This is a genomic window from Maribacter sp. 4G9 (assembly GCF_002742265.1).
Classification (GTDB): domain Bacteria; phylum Bacteroidota; class Bacteroidia; order Flavobacteriales; family Flavobacteriaceae; genus Maribacter.
The window spans coordinates 26,782-45,267 of sequence record NZ_MDGL01000197.1 but is presented as its reverse complement, the minus strand read 5'-3'; the positions used below and the strand labels follow the sequence as shown (position 1 = coordinate 45,267).

15 protein-coding genes, 1 tRNA gene and 1 pseudogene are annotated in these 18,486 nt (G+C 41.5%); 5 read left to right on the top strand and 12 right to left on the bottom strand.

Annotated elements, in window-relative coordinates; genetic code table 11:
• A pseudogene (locus BFP75_RS21425) lies at positions 1-175 on the top strand (IS5 family transposase); the annotation flags it as partial.
• On the opposite strand, the gene BFP75_RS21420 reads toward BFP75_RS21425, so the two are convergent.
• The 6 genes from BFP75_RS21420 to BFP75_RS21390 all read right to left on the bottom strand — a co-directional run bounded on the left by BFP75_RS21420 (position 172) and on the right by BFP75_RS21390 (position 5,088).
• Entirely contained in the window at positions 172-372 is a 201-nt protein-coding gene (locus tag BFP75_RS21420; protein WP_099547361.1) for a helix-turn-helix domain-containing protein, read from the bottom strand. The pseudogene BFP75_RS21425 and the gene BFP75_RS21420 overlap by 4 nt on opposite strands.
• Before the next feature lie 146 nt (positions 373-518).
• Positions 519-1,232 carry a hypothetical protein gene (locus tag BFP75_RS21415; RefSeq protein ID WP_099547360.1) on the bottom strand — a complete coding sequence of 238 codons (714 nt, stop codon included), beginning with the start codon at positions 1,230-1,232 and terminating at the stop codon, positions 519-521.
• A 322-nt stretch (positions 1,233-1,554) separates the two neighbouring features.
• Complete coding sequence (locus BFP75_RS21405; protein WP_099547358.1) at positions 1,555-2,802, bottom strand: site-specific integrase; 1,248 nt, start codon at positions 2,800-2,802, stop codon at positions 1,555-1,557.
• 227 nt (positions 2,803-3,029) lie between these two features.
• Positions 3,030-3,103: transfer RNA gene (locus BFP75_RS21400), tRNA-Pro, on the bottom strand.
• Positions 3,104-3,400: 297 nt separating this feature from the next.
• Entirely contained in the window at positions 3,401-4,315 is a 915-nt protein-coding gene (locus tag BFP75_RS21395) for an alpha/beta hydrolase (protein ID WP_099547357.1), read from the bottom strand.
• Between the two features lie 50 nt (positions 4,316-4,365).
• Entirely contained in the window at positions 4,366-5,088 is a 723-nt protein-coding gene (locus BFP75_RS21390; RefSeq protein ID WP_099547356.1) for a M15 family metallopeptidase, read from the bottom strand.
• Between the two features lie 147 nt (positions 5,089-5,235).
• On the opposite strand from BFP75_RS21390, the gene BFP75_RS21385 reads away from it, so the two are divergent.
• The 3 genes from BFP75_RS21385 to BFP75_RS21375 all read left to right on the top strand — a co-directional run bounded on the left by BFP75_RS21385 (position 5,236) and on the right by BFP75_RS21375 (position 9,332).
• Positions 5,236-6,354 carry a glycoside hydrolase family 130 protein gene (locus BFP75_RS21385; RefSeq protein WP_099547355.1) on the top strand — a complete coding sequence of 373 codons (1,119 nt, stop codon included), beginning with the start codon at positions 5,236-5,238 and terminating at the stop codon, positions 6,352-6,354.
• Positions 6,355-6,527: 173 nt separating this feature from the next.
• A complete protein-coding gene (locus BFP75_RS21380; protein WP_099547354.1) occupies positions 6,528-8,303 on the top strand; it encodes an arylsulfatase in 1,776 nt (591 codons plus the stop codon).
• A gap of 39 nt (positions 8,304-8,342) precedes the next feature.
• Positions 8,343-9,332: a sugar phosphate isomerase/epimerase family protein gene (locus BFP75_RS21375; protein ID WP_099547353.1), complete on the top strand. Its 990-nt coding sequence runs from the start codon at positions 8,343-8,345 to the stop codon at positions 9,330-9,332.
• A 68-nt stretch (positions 9,333-9,400) separates the two neighbouring features.
• Here the strand turns inward: BFP75_RS21375 and BFP75_RS21370 are convergent, their stop codons facing one another.
• The 5 genes from BFP75_RS21370 to BFP75_RS21350 all read right to left on the bottom strand — a co-directional run bounded on the left by BFP75_RS21370 (position 9,401) and on the right by BFP75_RS21350 (position 15,924).
• Positions 9,401-11,092, bottom strand: a complete 1,692-nt coding sequence (locus BFP75_RS21370) for a sulfatase (RefSeq protein ID WP_240531866.1) — start codon at positions 11,090-11,092, stop codon at positions 9,401-9,403.
• A 33-nt stretch (positions 11,093-11,125) separates the two neighbouring features.
• Positions 11,126-11,944 (bottom strand): sugar phosphate isomerase/epimerase family protein, encoded by an 819-nt coding sequence (locus BFP75_RS21365; RefSeq protein WP_099547352.1) that lies wholly within the window; start codon positions 11,942-11,944, stop codon positions 11,126-11,128.
• Between the two features lie 10 nt (positions 11,945-11,954).
• Positions 11,955-12,677 carry a gluconate 2-dehydrogenase subunit 3 family protein gene (locus tag BFP75_RS21360; protein WP_099547351.1) on the bottom strand — a complete coding sequence of 241 codons (723 nt, stop codon included), beginning with the start codon at positions 12,675-12,677 and terminating at the stop codon, positions 11,955-11,957.
• Between the two features lie 4 nt (positions 12,678-12,681).
• Positions 12,682-14,403 (bottom strand): GMC family oxidoreductase, encoded by a 1,722-nt coding sequence (locus tag BFP75_RS21355; protein ID WP_099547350.1) that lies wholly within the window; start codon positions 14,401-14,403, stop codon positions 12,682-12,684.
• Between the two features lie 144 nt (positions 14,404-14,547).
• Entirely contained in the window at positions 14,548-15,924 is a 1,377-nt protein-coding gene (locus BFP75_RS21350) for a sialate O-acetylesterase (RefSeq protein ID WP_099547349.1), read from the bottom strand.
• A 141-nt stretch (positions 15,925-16,065) separates the two neighbouring features.
• Here BFP75_RS21350 and BFP75_RS21345 point away from each other — a divergent pair, with 141 nt between their 5' ends.
• Positions 16,066-17,445 carry a Gfo/Idh/MocA family protein gene (locus BFP75_RS21345; protein WP_099547348.1) on the top strand — a complete coding sequence of 460 codons (1,380 nt, stop codon included), beginning with the start codon at positions 16,066-16,068 and terminating at the stop codon, positions 17,443-17,445.
• Here the strand turns inward: BFP75_RS21345 and BFP75_RS21340 are convergent, their stop codons facing one another.
• Positions 17,446-18,462, bottom strand: a complete 1,017-nt coding sequence (locus BFP75_RS21340) for a LacI family DNA-binding transcriptional regulator (RefSeq protein ID WP_099547347.1) — start codon at positions 18,460-18,462, stop codon at positions 17,446-17,448.
• Positions 18,463-18,486: the final 24 nt, after the last annotated feature.

The following is an 18,486-nucleotide window of genomic DNA, read 5'->3' as shown; positions in this document are numbered from 1 at the left end:
AGACCTATACGATGAAAGATATGCCGTGGAAAGGGCGAATGCATGGATGGACAGCTACCGTTCCCTGCTCAACAGGTTCGATACGACCACCGAAAGCTGGAAAGGATTCAACTATTTGGCATTCATTGCGATAGCGTTGAAAAAATTCAAGAAAAAGAAAAAAATAAAAGTTTAAACCACTTCCTTCTCAAAAAATATCATTTTACCGTTTGGTTTTGAATGGGGGATTTGTCTTCTTGAGGTAAGCTTATAGAGAAAACTTCTAGATATACCCATATATTCGCAAGCCTCCTCAAACGTTAATACATCCTTGCTATTGGTCAATAACCGTTCAATTCGGTCAAGCCGTTCCTCGATTTTTAAATAATCCATTTTGTTTTATTTTCTAGTTTAACAATGGACAAAAGCTTTTGTTCTTTTTGGTAGAATTCTTGAACTAATCTAGAAAGTGAAAGCAAAGGAAATGTGTGCTTTGTAGGCAATGCATACATTCTGGTACATAAAGCAAACAAATGACACTAAAGACCGGAGAAGATATCCTTCAAATCATCGCTTCGCTTGGAAATTGGAGTTCTTGATTTGGCATCCTTAACGGTGTTGTAGGTATAACGGTTACCGTCTTCTCTCCGTATAGTATCCGACCTTTTAAAGAAATTGATTAGGGTTAAAGAATTTATTGGAAAATGGACTTTAAATAATTCATAAAACTCGCGACAACTAGGAGAGTCCAATTTAAAATAGATTTTGGATTCATGGATATTCCAATCTTCTTTGAACACTTTGATAAAATCATCCATTTCTGTTCGTTCGGTAATAATCATATCATAGCGGACGAGACCATGGTATAATTTTTTTAGTTGGCTTTCGGTAGCTGAAACATTGAAGTTTTTTTGGTTCTTTAATCTTTCTTTGATTTTAGGTATGAAAACCCTTTTAAACTTCTTCGACCAAGTTAGTTGGCTCATGACGATTCCTCCGAAAAAAATAAAGCAGTTCGCAATAAAGTAAAAGCTTGTAGGTCTATGAAGAAATTCAAATACACCGAAGTAGCTAGTATGCATTAGGATAAGCCCCGTACCGTAAAAAACCAGTCGTGGCTTCTCTATATACTTGTCCCATCCAACACGTTCGTTGAACATAAATCGGGCAAAAAAGCCTGAATATGGAATAAGTAGCCGTATATAGACATAGGCAAAACATACGTACAGTAGATATTTTATAAGAACGCCCATCCTTTCAAGGTATTGTTTTCACAAAGAAAAATCATGATTTTATGCTATAATGCAAGCTTTAAACGATGAGATTAAGCTCTACCCAACTATTTGTGGGTAGGGTGAAAAAAGGTCAAGCGGCTTTTTCGCCGCTTGTGCTTTTGCGCGGCCCCGAGGTTGTCGGGCAAAACTGGAACGGAAAGACTTACCGTGCGGACCAGCGGAGCGTGTCCGTACGGGGAGGATTGGAGTGGAAGGGTTGTGAGACTTCCGCAGGGGCTTGGCGGCTAATGACTCGATTATTCCTTGTTTAGTTTTACATAACGACAAATTATAATACACCCTAATAGGCCTCCTCTGCCCCATAATTCTTTCGCTTCATAGTGGCCATCAAATTCTGCATATCCTCACCCACTTTCTTTTCCACTACTTTGGCATAAATTTGAGTTGTCGAAAGTTTGGTATGCCCTAATAACTTAGAAACCGTTTCTATAGGCACGCCATTAGATAGGGTAACAGCGGTGGCAAATGTATGCCGTGCTACGTGGAATGTCAATCTCTTTCGAATACCACAAGTATCTGCAATATCTTTCAGCGTACGATTTATCATATGATTCGTATAAATTGGCAGTAGTCTTTCATTTGCATTGATGTCCGGGTCATCTTTATACTTTTCTATGATTTCCTTTGCCTTAGGCAATAAGGGAATCTTTAGAGATTCATCTGTTTTTGTTCGCTTCGTGTACAACCAATCATTTCCATCCATACCTTTTACGAGATGGTTAGCCTTTAATTCTCGAACATCCACATAGGAAAGTCCAGTATAACAGGCAAAAATGAACAGGTCTTTTATCTTGCGATAACTGGGGACTTGAAACGCAGTCTCTTCGATAAGCTTTATTTCTCGTTCCGTTAAATACTGCCGTTCCGTTTTTTTGAATTTCAGTTTATAATTGACAAAGGGGTCTTTGTCCAACCACTCCAATCGAACGGCCAACCTTGACATTTTTTTTAACCGCTCTATATGCTTCATCGCTCCATTGTTGGTACAGTTCATTCGGGTAGATGGCTTGTATCTTCTAACGTACTGTTCAAAATCGACGATAAAACCATACTTCAATTTTTTGAGCAGTATATCCTCAATGTTCAAATCCTCTTTTAGAAATTTTTTGATGCACTTTTCGGTACTATAATAGTTCTTCATGGTACCAGGTCTAAGAACAGTGGCCATAGTTGAATTATGATAAGCAATCAAGTCCAATAAGGTCTTGCCGCGTTCATCTTCTTTTAAGAATCGGGCCTTTACCGCCTTTGAACTAATGTCAACATCTTCTTGTAATAATTGCCTATGCGCTTCGTGAAGCCCTGTAAATACTTGATCTAAGTACTTGTTGAGGGAGATAACATACTTCGAATGGCCTTTGCCTCGCTTGCGTTTTTCGTCCCAAAGGGACACCGCCAATTCCCGATTTAGACTGAATTCCGCTCTTTTACCGTCAACGGTGACACGCGCGTAAACCTTAATAGTATCCATTTTGGAAGTGAGCTTCCTTACAACAAATACGACTGATAATCTACTGTTTTCCAACATAATACATAGCTTTTAGTTCATAAATAAAATGGCAAAAAACACAGGGTTAAATACCTTCTAAAGCTACTTCAATGTACAAAAAATTAGATGGGTTCCAATTCCCGATTAGGACACCAACGCGGTGTTTTCTTATGCTTTCTTTGGGTTTCTTTTGATACCCCTAAAAACATAAAACGTTGCAAATCAGGTGATTTGCAACGTCATGCAACTATATGAAAATAGTTAAGTCGGGATGACAGGATTTGAACCTGCGACCACTCGACCCCCAGCCGAGTGCGCTACCGGACTGCGCTACATCCCGAAACTTCAATATAAGGACCAACTAAGTGTTGGCCTCGTAGTTTTTAGACCTCCCCAGAACATCCTGTACTGCAGTTTATCCTGAGCGTAGTCGAAGGGCTACATCCCGAAACTTCAATATAAGGACCAACTAAGTGTTGGCCTCGTAGTTTTTAGACCTCCCCAGAACAACCTGTAGTACAGTTTATCCTGAGCTCGCCTGCACTGAGCGCAGACGAAGTGTCGAAGGGCTACATCCCGAATTCGGATGGCAAAAATAAAAAAGTAAAATAGATTACCCCCTATCTTTTTATAAAATTTACTTGCGAAGGCTTTCTATCCATTCAAACATTCTTTCCGTCCAGCCTCTCAGGTGTTCATCCTTTCCGGCCAAGGAGAAACCATGTCCCCCTTTCGGATAGATATGCATGGTAGCCGAAACACCGTTATCCTTCAGGGCTTGAAAGAACAGTAAGCTGTTTTCTACAGGTACCGCCCCATCATCCGTAGCATGCATTAAAAATGTGGGAGGTGTTTTTGCAGTTACCTGTTTTTCATTTGAAAAGTGTTCGAGCATAGCTTCTGAAGGACTTTCTCCAATCAAGTTTTTCCTAGATCCACCGTGGGTGTTCAATCCAAAAGTAATCACAGGATACCCCAACGCCATAAAATCTGGTCTGGCACTTAAACTATCCGCACTATCTAAAGGTTCATACACTTTTTCGTTGAAATGTGTCCCTAGGGTAGAGGCCAAATGACCTCCTGCAGAAAATCCTATTATGCCTATTTTATCCGGTTGTATGTTCCATCCTTCGGCCTTAGAACGAACAAGTCGCAGGGCTCTTTGCGCATCTATTAGGGGAACATTTTGCTTATCCGTCTGGGTAGCATCAGATGGAAGTCTATATTTAACAACGATGCCAGCGATTCCCTTACTATTCAGGAATTTTGCGATATCAGTACCTTCCCAGTCATAGGCCAAAACACCATAACCCCCACCTGGGAATATCAGTAAAGCTTCTCCCGTAGCATTCCTTTGTGAAGGCAAATACACTTCAATGGTAGGTTTCTGTACCTTACTGATTATTAATATCCCTTCATTTTTATGGATTTCCTTTTCATCCGTTTTTAGCTGATTCGGAATTTTGCCATCGGGCCATAAGGGCATTATGGTGTCTTGTGATTGTACTGTTATGGCCATAATCAGTAAGATGATAAAGGTTATGTTTTTCATGTGTTTAAAATTGATTATTGTCCGTCTTGTCGAATAGTTTTTAGAATTATTTATTCGCAGTCCCATGTAAAGTCGGCTATTTTTTCGTTGGATGCGGATGAAAGATTATAATGCCACCACTCGGTCCGTATAGACCAAAATCCGTGTTTTTCCATCGTTTCCTTTAATAATTTTCTGTTGTCCAATATTTCTTGGGGAAGATCCGAAGTATCATGATAGGCCCTTTTCCCAAAAAAATCGAAATCGGTACCCATGTTCAGTTCTTCACCATCCATATTCACCAAGGTTATATCCACAGCCCCTCCTTTGTTATGGATGGATCCTTTTACCGGATTCGCCACATATTGGGGATTGGGAACAATCTTCCACATTTTGTACTGTACGGAGTTTGGCCGATAGCAATCGTAAAACTTTATTTTCACGCCCTTTTCCATAAAGTCCTTGTTAGCGGCAATCAAAGCCTTGGCCGTTTTAACCCTTGTGTAGCATTCCGCACAATCATAAACTTTGGCCTTCAAAAAGTTGTTTTCCGTGGCATAACGCATATCATATGCAAAATCTGCACTGTAATCCGCCAATCGTATAAAGGTGGTATCCGCCAATCCATCAAAGGACTTTAAATATACTTTTGGAGATTCCGTTTTTTCGTCCTGGAAGATTTTCTTCTCCTCCTTCTTTTCCACTATGTTGGATGTTTCTTCCTTTTCGGCCTTTACACCATTTTTACAGGATAAAAAAGAGAGTAGGACAAAGCTGTAAAAAAAATATTTCATCTTCGGTTTTGAGGCGTTTAAAATACATTTATTTAGATCAACTTCCTAGAGGGTCAAAGGATTCAAAACCGATTTCCAAATTGTTCCTTCGGCCTACATCGAATTATTAGTACCTTAACAACTCACAGTCAAACAAAAACCAAAAACATGTCTTCAAGAATTCTCGCCGTGGTACTGCTTACTTTACTAACCTGTTGTAAAAACAAAACCACCGAAACTAAACAAGAGGAACCGGAACCCGTATCCAAATGGATGCTAGGTTTTGAAAAGACCGATAAAAATCCGATTATGGTTCCAGATTCCACCTATACGTTTATCGACCCAATTACCCGTAATGAAGTCCGATGGCAAAAAGCCGATGTATTCAATCCGGGTGCCATTGTTAGAAACGATACCGTTTTCCTTCTTTTTAGGGCAGAGGACAATCCCGATGCCATTCTCGGGGGGCGCACTTCCCGGATAGGCTTGGCTTATAGCACCAACGGAATCGACTTTACCAAATATCCGGAACCCGTTTTTTTTCCACAAGATGATGAATTCAAAGAATGGGATTACCCAGGAGGAATGGAAGATCCCAGGATTATTGAAACCCCTGATGGCACTTACTTGATGTACTATACCAGTTGGAACCAAGATGTGGCAAGATTGTCTGTTGCTTCCTCAAAGGACTTGAAAACTTGGACCAACCACGGGCCCATTTTTCAAAAAGCCTATGATGGTAAATTCTTGGATATCTGGAGTAAATCCGGTTCCGTGGTTACCGAATTGACGGATGGCCGATTGATTGCCAAAAAATTCAATGGTAAATACCTCATGTATTGGGGGGAACTTTTTGTAAACCTGGCAGAAAGTGAAAACGGAATCGACTGGACTCCCTTACTGAAAGAAAACGGGGAGCTGCTCCATGTTTTTATACCCACTTTAAACGAGTTTGATAGCCATTTAACGGAACCGGGGCCTCCGGCGCTATACACGGAAAATGGAATTCTATTGTTATATAATGGGAAAAACCTATCTGGGGAAGGTGCAACGGATAAATATCCGGAAGGCACCTACTGCGGCGGACAAGTCTTGTTCGACAAGGATAATCCATCCAAAATGATTTCCAGACTGGAAACCCCTTTTATTTGCCCAAGTCTACCCCATGAAGTAAGCGGACAATATAAGGCCGGGACAACTTTTATTCAAGGATTGGTCTATTTTAAGGACCAATGGTTTTTATATTATGGAACAGCCGATTCCATGGTGGGATTAGCGATTAAGTGATAAACAGTTATTAGTTATTAGTTATTAGTTGTTAGTGATAAGCATTTTATATGTCCAATTTTTCATATTGAATCTAATCTCAAATAACTCGTACCTTGAACATTGTACCTTATACCTTATATCTAATAAATGGTATCTTAATCTTGTCTAACTAGGAATGAAAAAATTGATGTATGCGTCCAATTATTATTATTTGGTATTTCTGTTTCGGACTTTTAGGGTCCTGCAAAGAACAGATTCAAGAGGCAAAAAAAAATGATGAAGTTAAACCGAACATTGTGCTAATCATGGCCGATGATCAAGGATGGGGAGACCTTAGTTTTCATGGAAATACGAATCTAAGCACGCCAAATATCGATGGCATCGCCAAAAATGGGGTGTCGTTTACCAATTTCTTTGTTCAACCTGTATGTTCCCCTACCAGGGCCGAACTATTAACTGGAAAATATTTTACCCGTCTCGGCGTGCATGGTACCTCTGCAGGTGGGGAGCGCATGGACTTTAGCGTACCAACGATAGCGGAAATTCTCCAGGACAATGGATACCAAACCGCTGCTTTTGGAAAATGGCACAACGGTATGCAACCTCCCTATCATCCCAATACCAGAGGTTTCGATGAGTTCTACGGATTCGCCTCGGGCCACTGGGGCAACTATTTTAGTCCCCTATTGGAGCACAACGGCGAACTCGTTAAGGGTAGCGGTTTTTTAGCGGATGACCTTACCGACCACACCATTCAATTTATGGAAGATTACAAAGAGGGACCTTTTTTTATTTATCTCCCATTCAATACACCTCATAGTCCTATGCAAGTACCGGATAGGTATTGGAACAAGTTCAAGGACAAAGAGCTAAAGATGATGTACCAAAATCCGGAGGAAGAAAATCTGCCGTTTACACGTGCGGCCTTGGCCATGGTAGAAAATATCGATGATAATGTAGGCCGTATTCTAGAGAGCTTGGAAAGATTGGATTTAGAAGAAAATACTATAGTAATCTATCTTTCGGACAACGGACCCAATGGCTGGCGATGGAATGGAGGTATGCGAGGAAAAAAAGGTTCTACCGATGAAGGAGGCGTCAAAGCACCCTTTTTCATTCAATGGAAAGATCACATAAAAATGGGAACAGAGGTACAGACCATTGGGGGAGCTATTGATATAACCCCTACCCTGCTTGGTCTTTTGGAAATTCCGAAAAATGATTTGGAGATGGATGGAAAAAATTTAGCTCCCTTGATTCAGGACCCGAGTGCTCCTTTTGAAGACCGAATTATTTATAACCATTGGGAAGGACGTACCAGTCTCAGGACACAAGATTTTCGCTTGGACAATGAGGACAGATTATTTGAAATGAATAGCGATCCTGAACAAAAACAAGAAGTTTCGGATAAATTGCAAGGACTGCAAGACTCGTTAATACGAGAACGGGAAAAGTGGTTGACCCGATACCCACGGTTAACCAATACATCGGATACCCGTCCTTTTACCTTGGGACATCCCAAGTACAAATTTACCCAATTGCCTGCACGTGATGGAGTTCCATCGGGTAAAATAAAGCGCAGTAACCGTTTTCCCAATAACACCTTTTTCACCCAATGGACCCAGGCCAATGATTCCATTTTTTGGGATGTGGACGTATTGCAAAAAGGAAAGTACAGGGTAACCCTCTATTACACCTTAAAGAATGAAAATGAGGGAATCGAGCTCATTTTAAGCCAAGGAAAAAACAGCCTCACCAAAACACTGGATACGGCACATGACCCACCGCTAGAAGGCATGGAAAACGACCGGGTAGTGCGCATGGAATCCTACATTAAGGATTTTAAACCCGTAGATATGGGAATAATTAGTCTTGATGCCAAAAGAACACCCCTTGTTTTAAAGGCAAACCAAATGAAAAGTAACGGCCCTGAGGTCCGTCTACTACAATTTGAGCGCGTGGACTGATTCCTTTTTCATATTTTGCAACCCCTTAATACACCAAATATGTCAACAAAAAATATTTCTCGAAGAAACCTATTAAAAACAGGAACCTTATTTGCTGTTTCGGCTACATCGGGTATGGCTTTGGGATTCACAAAGGCACCTAAATCCATTTTGAAAACCGAGGAACAAACCCATACGCTACCCTTTAGGATAAGCCTAAATACTTCAACTCTAATGGCTTATAAGTTACCGGTTGATGTGCAAATTGAAAAGGTTGCAGCAGCAGGGTTCGACGGTATTGAACTTTGGATGCGGGACATCATGACCTATCTAGAGCAAGGAGGAAGTACAGAATCCTTAAAAAGGAAGTTAGAGGAGGGAAATCTTAAACTGGAAAATATCATCGGTTTTTCGGAATGGTGTAGCGATGAACCCGAAAAAAGGGAAAAGGCCATCAATCAACTCCGAGAGGAAATGAATATCATCAAGGATTTGGGTGGAAGCCATATCGCTGCCCCCATAATGGGACTTTCAAGACTGGAACCATCAAAAATGCAGGAATATGCAGACCGATATAAGGCTATCCTAGATTTGGAAGAAGAAACGGGTGTCATTCCCGTACTTGAACTTTGGGGCATGGGTGCCCTTCGTAAAATTTCGGACTGTGCACAAATAGTCATAGCAACCGGTCACCCTAAAGCTTCCATACTTTTGGATTTTTATCACGTACACCGAGGTGGAAACTCTTGGGACACCGTTGATGTGCTCAATGGGGCCAAATTACCTGTGATGCACATGAACGATTATCCGGCAGAACCTACGTACGACAAATTGACCGATGCAGACCGTGTTCTACCCGGAGAAGGGGTTTGTCCTTTTGACTATGTGGTCCCAAAGCTTTATGAAGCCGGTTTTAGAGGTGCATTTTCGGTAGAGCTTTTCAATAAGGGCTATTGGGAATCCATGGATGTTGATACCTTATTGAAAAAGAGTTTTGAAAGTTCTGTTTTGGTCCTTAGCTCGGCATTACAGAAAGCTGGGCTTTATTAATATGGTCGAAAAGAATGGATTATGGTATATTTTCCTTTCTAGACTTGTACCAATTAAGGTAAAAACCTCTATTCCAAACTGATTATTTCACTATCCTGATATCCAATTCGTTCTGCCTTGGCTTCTATGGGCATTCCTGTTGGCAAAGGCTGTGTGTAGACGTTCCAAATGGAATCCTTCGGGCTTTTCCAAACAATCGTAGCATCCCTTTTAGGTGAAATTAATTCGATTACGGAATCCTGTACCTCAACTTCCAAGGCCGGTAATTTTTGTATCTCTCCATTAGGAAGCCAGTTTCTGATTAAGTCGCGCTCAGGAACCCCTCCTAAATCCTTGGTATCCTTTATCCAGTCGGTCAAAATATTGCGATAAAAAACTAGGGTGTCCTTCATTTCGGGACGGTCCGCCAGGTTGTTCAATTCGTATGGATCTTTTTGCAAATCGTACAGTTCTTCCTCAGGTTTATTCGGTTGTAACCAAGCCGCTTGCTCTTCGTTTAATTTATCGGCATCAAATAGTTTCCGTAATTCTTGCATCATAGGCATTTGCTCCCGATACGAAACTGGTAAGGCATGACTCAATTGGGTGTTATAGCTTTTGATATATTTGAAACGCTTGCTACGGACCGCCCTTAAACGGTCATAAATCTCATCGAATCTATCCGAAGTATGGAACGTATATTTGGGTTTCCTTTTGACCTCATACTTCCCAAATTGTGCCACGCCCTGCATCACCTTGGGCGGTTCAATACCTGCTAGCGAAAGTAGTGTTGGGGCATAATCTATAAAACTTATCAAACGATCATCATAGCTACCCGCATTTTTATTTTTAGGGAATTTAATGATCAAAGGCACTTTTACCCCAGTATCGTACAATGCCCTTTTATGACGTGGAAAGGGTCCTCCATGGTCCCCGTAAAAGAAAATGATCGTGTTTTCATAAAGTTCGTCCTCCTTTAATTGGTCTAAAATTTTTCCCGCCTGATTATCCAATCTTTTGAGATTGCTGTAGTTAACGGCCAAGTCATGACGTACCACATCGGTATCCGGAAAGTAGGGTGGCACTTTCAATGCATTTGGGTCGACAAAAAGGGAATCCTTGCCCCTGGCCCAAATTTGGGACTCATGACAAACCGAATAATTGAAGACGGCAAAAAATGGCTGGTCCCTTTTCAGTTTTCTCCAATGGGCCTTATTGCTACTTTCATCCCAAGCCGCATCCGTCTTTTCAAAATTATAATCCTCTTTGGGGCCATTGGACGTGTAATATCCTATTTTCCGTAGGTATTCCGTAAACATTTTAACTCCTTCCGGAACTACTGGGGAGTAACTGGGCAGACTGTCCAATAACGGTTCATTGATCGGCGCCCAAGGTTTATGCGTTCTCATATTATGAGTTCCCAAGGTCGTAGGATACATGCCCGTAATAATGGCACTTCTGGCTGGGGCACACACAGGAACCGGTGCTACCGCATTGGTAAAGACCACCCCATCGGCTGCAAGGGATTCCAAATTAGGCAAGGGAATCGTGGAATCCCCATACATGGGAAACCATTCAGGAGATTGATCCTCCGCCACCAACCAAACAATATTGGGTAAATCTTGGGAACCCATATTTTGGCCTTCCTTTTCCTTATTGGTACAACCAAACAGGAAAAAAGCTACTAATCCAGAAATCAGATATTTAGGAGACATAAAATTTAAAAGATGTTCCCATAAATATATGGTATTTATAAACAAAAAGCCGTTCAAACTTTCCATTGAACGGCTTTAAATCAATCTATCAATTTTGAACTACTTTAAACTTTTCAAATACTCTAAACTTTCTGGAACCTGTTCCACTACTCGGCTTGATTCATCCTCAATGAACATATACTCCAAACCAAGTTTCTTAGCTTCGGCAACAACGCCAGCAATATCCACCTGACCAGTGCCCAAAACCACATTTGTCTCCACATCTTCATGGCCTGTATTGTTACCCTTTACCCCATGCTCCATGTCCTTTAAATGCAATAAGGTCATCTTACCGGGATATTTTTTCATTAGGGCCACGGGATCCGCGCCACCATGTTTTGCCCAATATACATCAAGCTCAAAAGTGAAGTCCGTGGCATTTTTGGCCATATAATCAAAGAAAGTAGCCTCTTCATAGGGCCTGAATTCATACCCGTGGGCATGATAGGCCAAAGTAAGCCCTTCTTCCTTCAATCGCTTTCCGGCACTATTGAAAATATCCGTGGCATGTATGGTTTCTTCCAATCCCCAATTATTTCCATCATGGGGAACCCATGCGCACATCACATATTTAGCACCAAAATCCTTGGCGTTCTGTATGACTTTTTCCACATTGTTTTCCAAATCATTAAAATCCGAACCTACGCTAACTACCTGTAATCCGTTGTCTTTCATAAGCTTTTGAAAGTCTTCCATGGGCATCCCATAGGTACCACCTCCTTCAATTTTTGAAATACCCCAAGAATTGATAAGCTTCAAAGTTCTTGGGACATCGTCTTTGAATTGGTTCCTTAAACTATACAATTGCAACCCGACTTCCTGAGCATTCGTAGTGATAGCTAAACACCCAATTACCAGTAGCGTAAGATACTTTTTCATATTCTTTTATTTACGTGAGTAGATTGCCTTCATCGTCCCATTCTGCGATGACATTTCGTTTGCTTTGGTCCACGCATTTCGCTATCCATTCTGGGTCGTAGGCCACGCCGTGCTGATCCAATACATCTTGGGGAACCCCATCCCATACATTGGGCTGGTTGCCCTTGTAGCCTAAATCTTCTATTCCCACTTTTGAAGTATAGTAGCCCGTTACGGTTAAGCCACGCATCATGTAGAAGAACTGGATTTCCAAAGGTTGCTCGTCCAAAGGTATCTCCGTATCATGCCAACAAATGGCATCACAGATCTGTTTTTTTTGTTCCAAGGTTGCCGATTTAAATTCGGTTCCAAACTCGGTATTGCTTTTATGGTCCAGCCACATCAGACCTCCCAAAAGTGTGGGAGCCATTTCAGGGATATCCTTGCCCATAAATTCCACCAAGTCCGGCACGCCGGCCTCAATAGGCCCGCCATGGGGTTCTTTTGGGGGAAGTATCACTACGCTTAAGGCAGCAATAGTCTCCATTTCATGTTCGTTGAACAATTGCTCTGCCTGAAGCTTTTCCAAGCGCTCCAGCTCTGCGGGTGTCCTTCCAAAATATTTATCGCTGCTTTCCGTAATGGCCTGGTCAATGATTTCCGTATTTTCCGATTTACATGCATTGAAAACCAAACCAGAACCAGCTGCGGCCCCTCCAAGTAGTAAGGTCTGTAAACTTTTTCTTCTATCCATCCTCTTAAATATTTTGTTTCTTCAATTGATCAATGATATAGTCCGATGCCCTCCAAGACAAGGCCATAATGGTCCAGGTACAGTTCTTGTCCGCTTGGGAAACAAAAGGCCCTGCATCCACTATGAACACATTATCACAGTCGTGTAACTGTTGGTATTTGTTGGTCACGGAAGTCTTTGGGTCATCTCCCATTCGGGTCGTTCCCACCTCATGAATAATCTGTCCGGGGGCCAACAATCCATAGTTTTGGTCCTTTCCAGGTTTTTCACTTAAAGGTATACCTCCCATATTATGTATAAGTTCTTCAAAGGTATCCTGCATGTGCTTGGCCTGATTGATTTCATACTGTGAATGTTTGTAATTGAACTTCAAGACCGGAATACCGTATTTGTCTACAGTTGTTGGATCAATTTCGCATCGGTTTTCCCTAAAGGCAATAGCTTCTCCACGGCCACCAAAGCCAATAACCGATCCATAATATTTCTTTACATCATCTCGTAAACTATCTCCATATCCGCCCACTTTAAGCCCAAAGAACTTGTTCATGCCATTGGGGTCAAATCCAAAACCATAGTTCGGCTGACCCATTCCGCCCCAAACTTCGATATGGTATCCTCTTGGGAAATCCAATTTGGAATTATCGCCCCACCAGGGAGAATAGACGTGCATACCTCCCACGCCATCTTCATTATAGGACGTTTTCCGGTTCAATAAACCTGGAATGACCCCAGAAGCACTGGCACCTGTGGAATCATGCAAATATCTTCCAACGACATCACTGCTATTGCCCAATCCATTTGGGTGTTGTTTACTTTTGCTATTCAATAAAATTCGTGCGGAACTACAGGCGGAAGCTCCCAAAACGACGACCTTACCCTTTAACTTATATTCCTTTCTATCCTCTTTATTGATGTAGGATACCCCAGTAGCTTTACCTTCTTCATTCGTGGTAACCTCTCTCACCATACAATTGACAAACAGCTTAACCTTTCCACCATTCTTCTGCGCTGGGAAAATTAAGCAGCTTCCTGCGGAGAAATCGGCATAGACCTGACAGGAACGACCACATTGACCACAATAAAAACAGACGCCACGCTCATTATTGATTCTTTTGGTCAACATGGACAACCTTCCAGGTATTACAGGGATTCCTGTCTTTTTGGCTCCATTGATATAGAATAATTCGTGCAATCTTGGTTTAGGAGGTGGAAGAAAAAATCCGTCCGGATCATTTTCCCTACCTTCCTTAGTCCCAAAAACCCCGATCAGTTTATCCAACTTATCGTAATATGGTTTAATATCCTCATAGCCTATAGGCCAATCGTCACCAAGACCATCCCTGGATTTGCCTTTAAAATCCTTGGGTCCAAATCGAAGTGAAATACGCCCCCAGTGATTGGTACGTCCACCGAGCATTCTGGCTCTCCACCATTTGAAATCTGTCCCTTCTTCATGAGTGTAAGGTTCACCTTCTACTTCCCAATCTCCCCAAGACTGATCCCATTCGCCAAAAGCCCTATCCGTGCCTGCTCCCCTACGAGGAGAATCATAAGGCCATTTTAATTGGGTCATGGTTTTAGGGTCCGCCGGATCAAAGAACGGACCTGCTTCTACTACGGCCACATTCAAGCCCGCATCCGCTAACTGTTTGGTAGCCATTCCGCCACCAGCTCCTGAGCCTACAATAATAACATCATACACTTCGGAGGATTCTTTTATCTGCATAATTTGGTCTTTGGTTTATGGTACAATTTAAAAATTAATTCAAAAATTATTGGACATTCAACCCATAGGAATTCACAAATTCATGAATCATGGTGTTGAAGTATGCCAATACCCGAATTATCGTATACTTTAAAAATTATTTAATTATAGTTCTTCACTTATAAAAGTGGAAGCCGGCAAACCCGCGGAATTGAATAAATTGGCAATGTCCGTACTTTTAAAGGCATATCTTACCTTCCTTGGTTCTTTTACTTCCTTTGAACTTACCGTCACTTTGCCATTCTTGATTTTTGCCTTGGCCGGATACCAATTTCCATCCGATGCCAATACTTCAAAGTGCTCCAGGTTCTTTCCTTTAATGTTTAAGCCTTCGTTATGTTCAAAAGTTACCTCAACTTTATTTTTTACAACTTCGGCTCCTTTAAACAAAGGACCATATACTTCTTGATCTATTTTATTATAATGTTGTTTTAAGGCAATATTTCCCAATCTTATGCCCACATCCAATTTATTTCTTGGATGGATATCCTCTATGGTGCAAATATCACTAGTCATTGCCATGCCCGTATTTGGTAGGGACAGGGTTCTTCTTTGTTGGTCCCTAACGATACCCCCTTCATATTCCCTTCCGTATTTAAAGGGTGCTATCTGCACGTAATAAAATGGGAAATCATACCCCCATTGGGTCCGCCAAGATTCTATCAAAGTGCCAAAAGTGTTTTCATAGGTTTCGGCATTGGCCGTATTGGACTCTCCTTGGTACCATAAGGTTCCACTTATTTTAAAATTTGTCAAAGGCGCTATCATAGCGTTGTATAAAATGGATTTTTCAATGGGTACCCAAGGGTTGGGCTTAATAAGCTCGTAGGATTGTTGCAAAGCGGGATTATTTTCGAATGCTTCCGAATGAGTCCACACCTCGGCACAGGAAGCACCCCATGAAGAATCTATCAAGCCAATGGGCACATCCATTTCTTCCTGCATTCTTTGGGCGAAAAAATAAGCGACCGCGCTAAAATCCGGCATGGTTTCCGGTGTACAGACCTCCCATTTTCCCACCAAATCGTCCTGAGGATGTTCCGATGTTCTTTTTTCGACGGTAAAGAGTCTAATCGTTGGTTTATCGGATTTTGCAATGGCCTCTTCCTTATTGTCCAAACCACTGTTGGCGCTCCATTCCATATTGGATTGTCCAGAGCACAGCCAAACTTCACCCATTAAAATATTGTCCAAAACAATTTGGTTTGAGCCGCCATTAAAAACAATGTTGTAAGGCCCACCCGCGCCTGGTGTTTCTATGGATAATTTCCATTTTCCCGTAACGGGCGTTTTTACAGGATATTCTTGGTAGACCCAACTCGTAATAATCGTAAATTCCTCACCGGGATGGGCCCATCCAAAAAGGTCCACGGAAGATTCCCTTTGTAAGACCATGTTGCTGGAGAATATTTTGGGAAGGGAAATTTCCGCCTTTACAACGGTAAGACAGAACAGAAACAATACCAAAAACAAGTGCTTCATAATTTATCAGTTTAAATCACCCAAATATAAATATTTAATAATGTACAGATTATTTTTATACCAACATGATACAATTTATAAGTTTAAACTGATAACTTACGAAAAACTTTTTCACTCCATAATGTTATTAAGCAACTAATTATGAATACCGATAAACAATTTTTAGCGAGAAGAAATTTTATCAAAAGCGCCTCAGCCGCTTCCCTCCTTCTGACATCCATGGGTAGTTACGGATTTGAGTTCTTTGCCAATGGAAAACCAAAAAAAGTGGCATTGATAGGAACGGGTTGGTATGGTACCAGTGATTTGTTCAAACTCATACAGGTCGCCAACGTAGAAGTTGTTTCATTGTGTGATGTGGATTCCAATTTTTTAAATGAAGTTGGGGAATTGGTTTCACAGAGGCAAAAAAACGGGAAAGTCCCAAAGTTATACTCTGATTACAGGGAAATGCTCAAAAAAGAAAAACTGGATATTGTACTGATTGGAACTCCTGACCACTGGCATGCCCTTATGTGTATAGATGCCATAAAGGCGGGTGCACATGTCTATGTTCAAAAACCAATAAGTGTGGATGTCATTGAAGGAGAAGCAATGGTGGCCGCTGCTAGAAAATATAACAAAGTAGTACAAGTTGGCACCCAACGAAAAAGCACACCACATTTGATAGATGCCAAGAAACAAATTGTGGATAAAGGACTATTGGGAAAAATAGGCCATGTTGAAATGTGCTGTTATTATCACATGCGGGCCAATGGAAACCCTCCCGTACAACCTGTTCCTGAGTTTTTGGATTATGAAATGTGGACAGGCCCTGCACCTTGGCGACCTTATGATGGAATTCCGCACAGAAGGTGGTGGAGAACCTTTAGGGAATATGGTAACGGTATTATGGGTGATATGTGTGTCCATATGCTGGATACCGTTCGGTGGATGTTGGACTTGGGATGGCCCAAACGAATTAGTTCCGAAGGAGGTATTTATGTACAAAAAGATGGAAAGTCAAACATATCGGACACCCAAACTGCCGTTTTTGAATACGATGGCATAAACTGCGTATGGCAGCATCGAAGTTGGGGAAATCCTGCGGATCCGGAATACCCTTGGGCCTTTATCATTTATGGGGAAAAAGGTGTTTTAAAAGGAAGTACCATGAAGGCTGATTTTATTCCCTATGGTAAAGAAGGTGAACCCGTACATTTTGATGTTCTCTTTGAAAAAGAAAAGTATCCAGAAGATTTGGTTGAAAAGGACAATGAATTAAATGCAGCACCCGCCACAAGACGGCATATGATCAACTTTTTAGAAGCTATTGCCAATGGAACCAGACCTGTTGCCGATATTGAGGAAGGTCATATTTCTACGGCAAGCTGTATTTTGGCCAATCTTTCCATGGATTTAGGGAGACCATTGATTTATGACCCAAGCAGCATGTCTGTGGTGGACGACCAAGAGGCGACCGATAAATTGCAGCGCGCCTATAGAGGTGAATGGAAGCATCCACATCCAGATACGGTATAGCTATTGCAACTTTTTTGTGGAGTCCCTGACCAAAAGGCTCGTTTTTACCACTTTGGTCTCGAAGGGTATATCAGGGTTTTGGATGCGTTTTATTAATAATTCCGCGGCCTTTTCCCCTATGAATTTCCCGTGCTGACTCACCATGGTCAACGACGGGGTTACGTATTGCGATAATTGGCCATTGGTAAAACCAACAATGGAAACGTCCTTGGGAACATTATAGCCCCGGGATTTTACGATATGCAGAATTTTCACCGCGGTGATTTCATCAAGACCTAAGATTCCGTCTATGGTCTTATAATTTAACAAGAAGGACATGATCAAATCCAAATCATCCTTGGCGGTAAAGTTTACTACCAACCTATCATCATAAGGTCTTCCCGCCTCATCCAATGCTTTTTTATATCCTGCTAGCCTTAATTTGCCTACACTGGAGTTGCCAATGGGAGAGACGAAGGCGACATTTTTGCAGCCAAGATTAAAAAAGTATTTGGTCGTTTTATACCCAGCTTCAAAATCGTCCACGATTACCTTGTCACAGTCAATTAGATCGGAAACCCTATCGAACAACACCAAAGGAATTTGACTTTCCATGATTTCCCTGAGCCCTTCCATCCGTTCCTTTACCTGGGTTTCCTCGGCCAAAGAAATGATCAAGCCATCTACGGTTCCGGAATCCAAAAACTCCAAGGTCTTAGACTCCTTTTCATAGGATTCATCACTTATACAACTGATAATATTATAGCCGTTTTCATTGGCCACCTTTTCAATACCATACAAAACCTGAACAAAAAAATAGTTCAAGATATTGGGAACAATGACCCCAATGGTCTTGGTACTACGATTCAGAAGATTTAAGGCAAGCTTGTTGGGTTTGTAATGATTCGCCTTTGCGTACTCCTGAATGCGTTGTTTTAACTCCCTACTTATCTCATGACTGTCGTTAACAGCCTTGGACACCGTAGAAATAGAGACGTGAAAATATAGCGCTATGTCCTTTAGGGTAATCTTCTTCATTACTCGATAATCGAGGTTTGGATG

Excerpts from the sequence above, each read along its gene's own strand:
- BFP75_RS21365 (WP_099547352.1), bottom strand. The coding sequence starts at position 11,944 with ATGAAAAAGTATCTTACGCTACTGGTAATTGGGTGTTTAGCTATCACT.
- BFP75_RS21385 (WP_099547355.1), top strand. The coding sequence starts at position 5,236 with ATGTCTTCAAGAATTCTCGCCGTGGTACTGCTTACTTTACTAACCTGT.
- BFP75_RS21370 (WP_240531866.1), bottom strand. The coding sequence starts at position 11,092 with ATGGAAAGTTTGAACGGCTTTTTGTTTATAAATACCATATATTTATGG.
- BFP75_RS21395 (WP_099547357.1), bottom strand. The coding sequence starts at position 4,315 with ATGAAAAACATAACCTTTATCATCTTACTGATTATGGCCATAACAGTA.
- BFP75_RS21345 (WP_099547348.1), top strand. The coding sequence starts at position 16,066 with ATGAATACCGATAAACAATTTTTAGCGAGAAGAAATTTTATCAAAAGC.
- BFP75_RS21380 (WP_099547354.1), top strand. The coding sequence starts at position 6,528 with ATGCGTCCAATTATTATTATTTGGTATTTCTGTTTCGGACTTTTAGGG.
- BFP75_RS21420 (WP_099547361.1), bottom strand. The coding sequence starts at position 372 with ATGGATTATTTAAAAATCGAGGAACGGCTTGACCGAATTGAACGGTTA.
- BFP75_RS21360 (WP_099547351.1), bottom strand. The coding sequence starts at position 12,677 with ATGGATAGAAGAAAAAGTTTACAGACCTTACTACTTGGAGGGGCCGCA.
- BFP75_RS21340 (WP_099547347.1), bottom strand. The coding sequence starts at position 18,462 with ATGAAGAAGATTACCCTAAAGGACATAGCGCTATATTTTCACGTCTCT.
- BFP75_RS21375 (WP_099547353.1), top strand. The coding sequence starts at position 8,343 with ATGTCAACAAAAAATATTTCTCGAAGAAACCTATTAAAAACAGGAACC.
- BFP75_RS21405 (WP_099547358.1), bottom strand. The coding sequence starts at position 2,802 with ATGTTGGAAAACAGTAGATTATCAGTCGTATTTGTTGTAAGGAAGCTC.
- BFP75_RS21390 (WP_099547356.1), bottom strand. The coding sequence starts at position 5,088 with ATGAAATATTTTTTTTACAGCTTTGTCCTACTCTCTTTTTTATCCTGT.
- BFP75_RS21350 (WP_099547349.1), bottom strand. The coding sequence starts at position 15,924 with ATGAAGCACTTGTTTTTGGTATTGTTTCTGTTCTGTCTTACCGTTGTA.
- BFP75_RS21415 (WP_099547360.1), bottom strand. The coding sequence starts at position 1,232 with ATGGGCGTTCTTATAAAATATCTACTGTACGTATGTTTTGCCTATGTC.
- BFP75_RS21355 (WP_099547350.1), bottom strand. The coding sequence starts at position 14,403 with ATGCAGATAAAAGAATCCTCCGAAGTGTATGATGTTATTATTGTAGGC.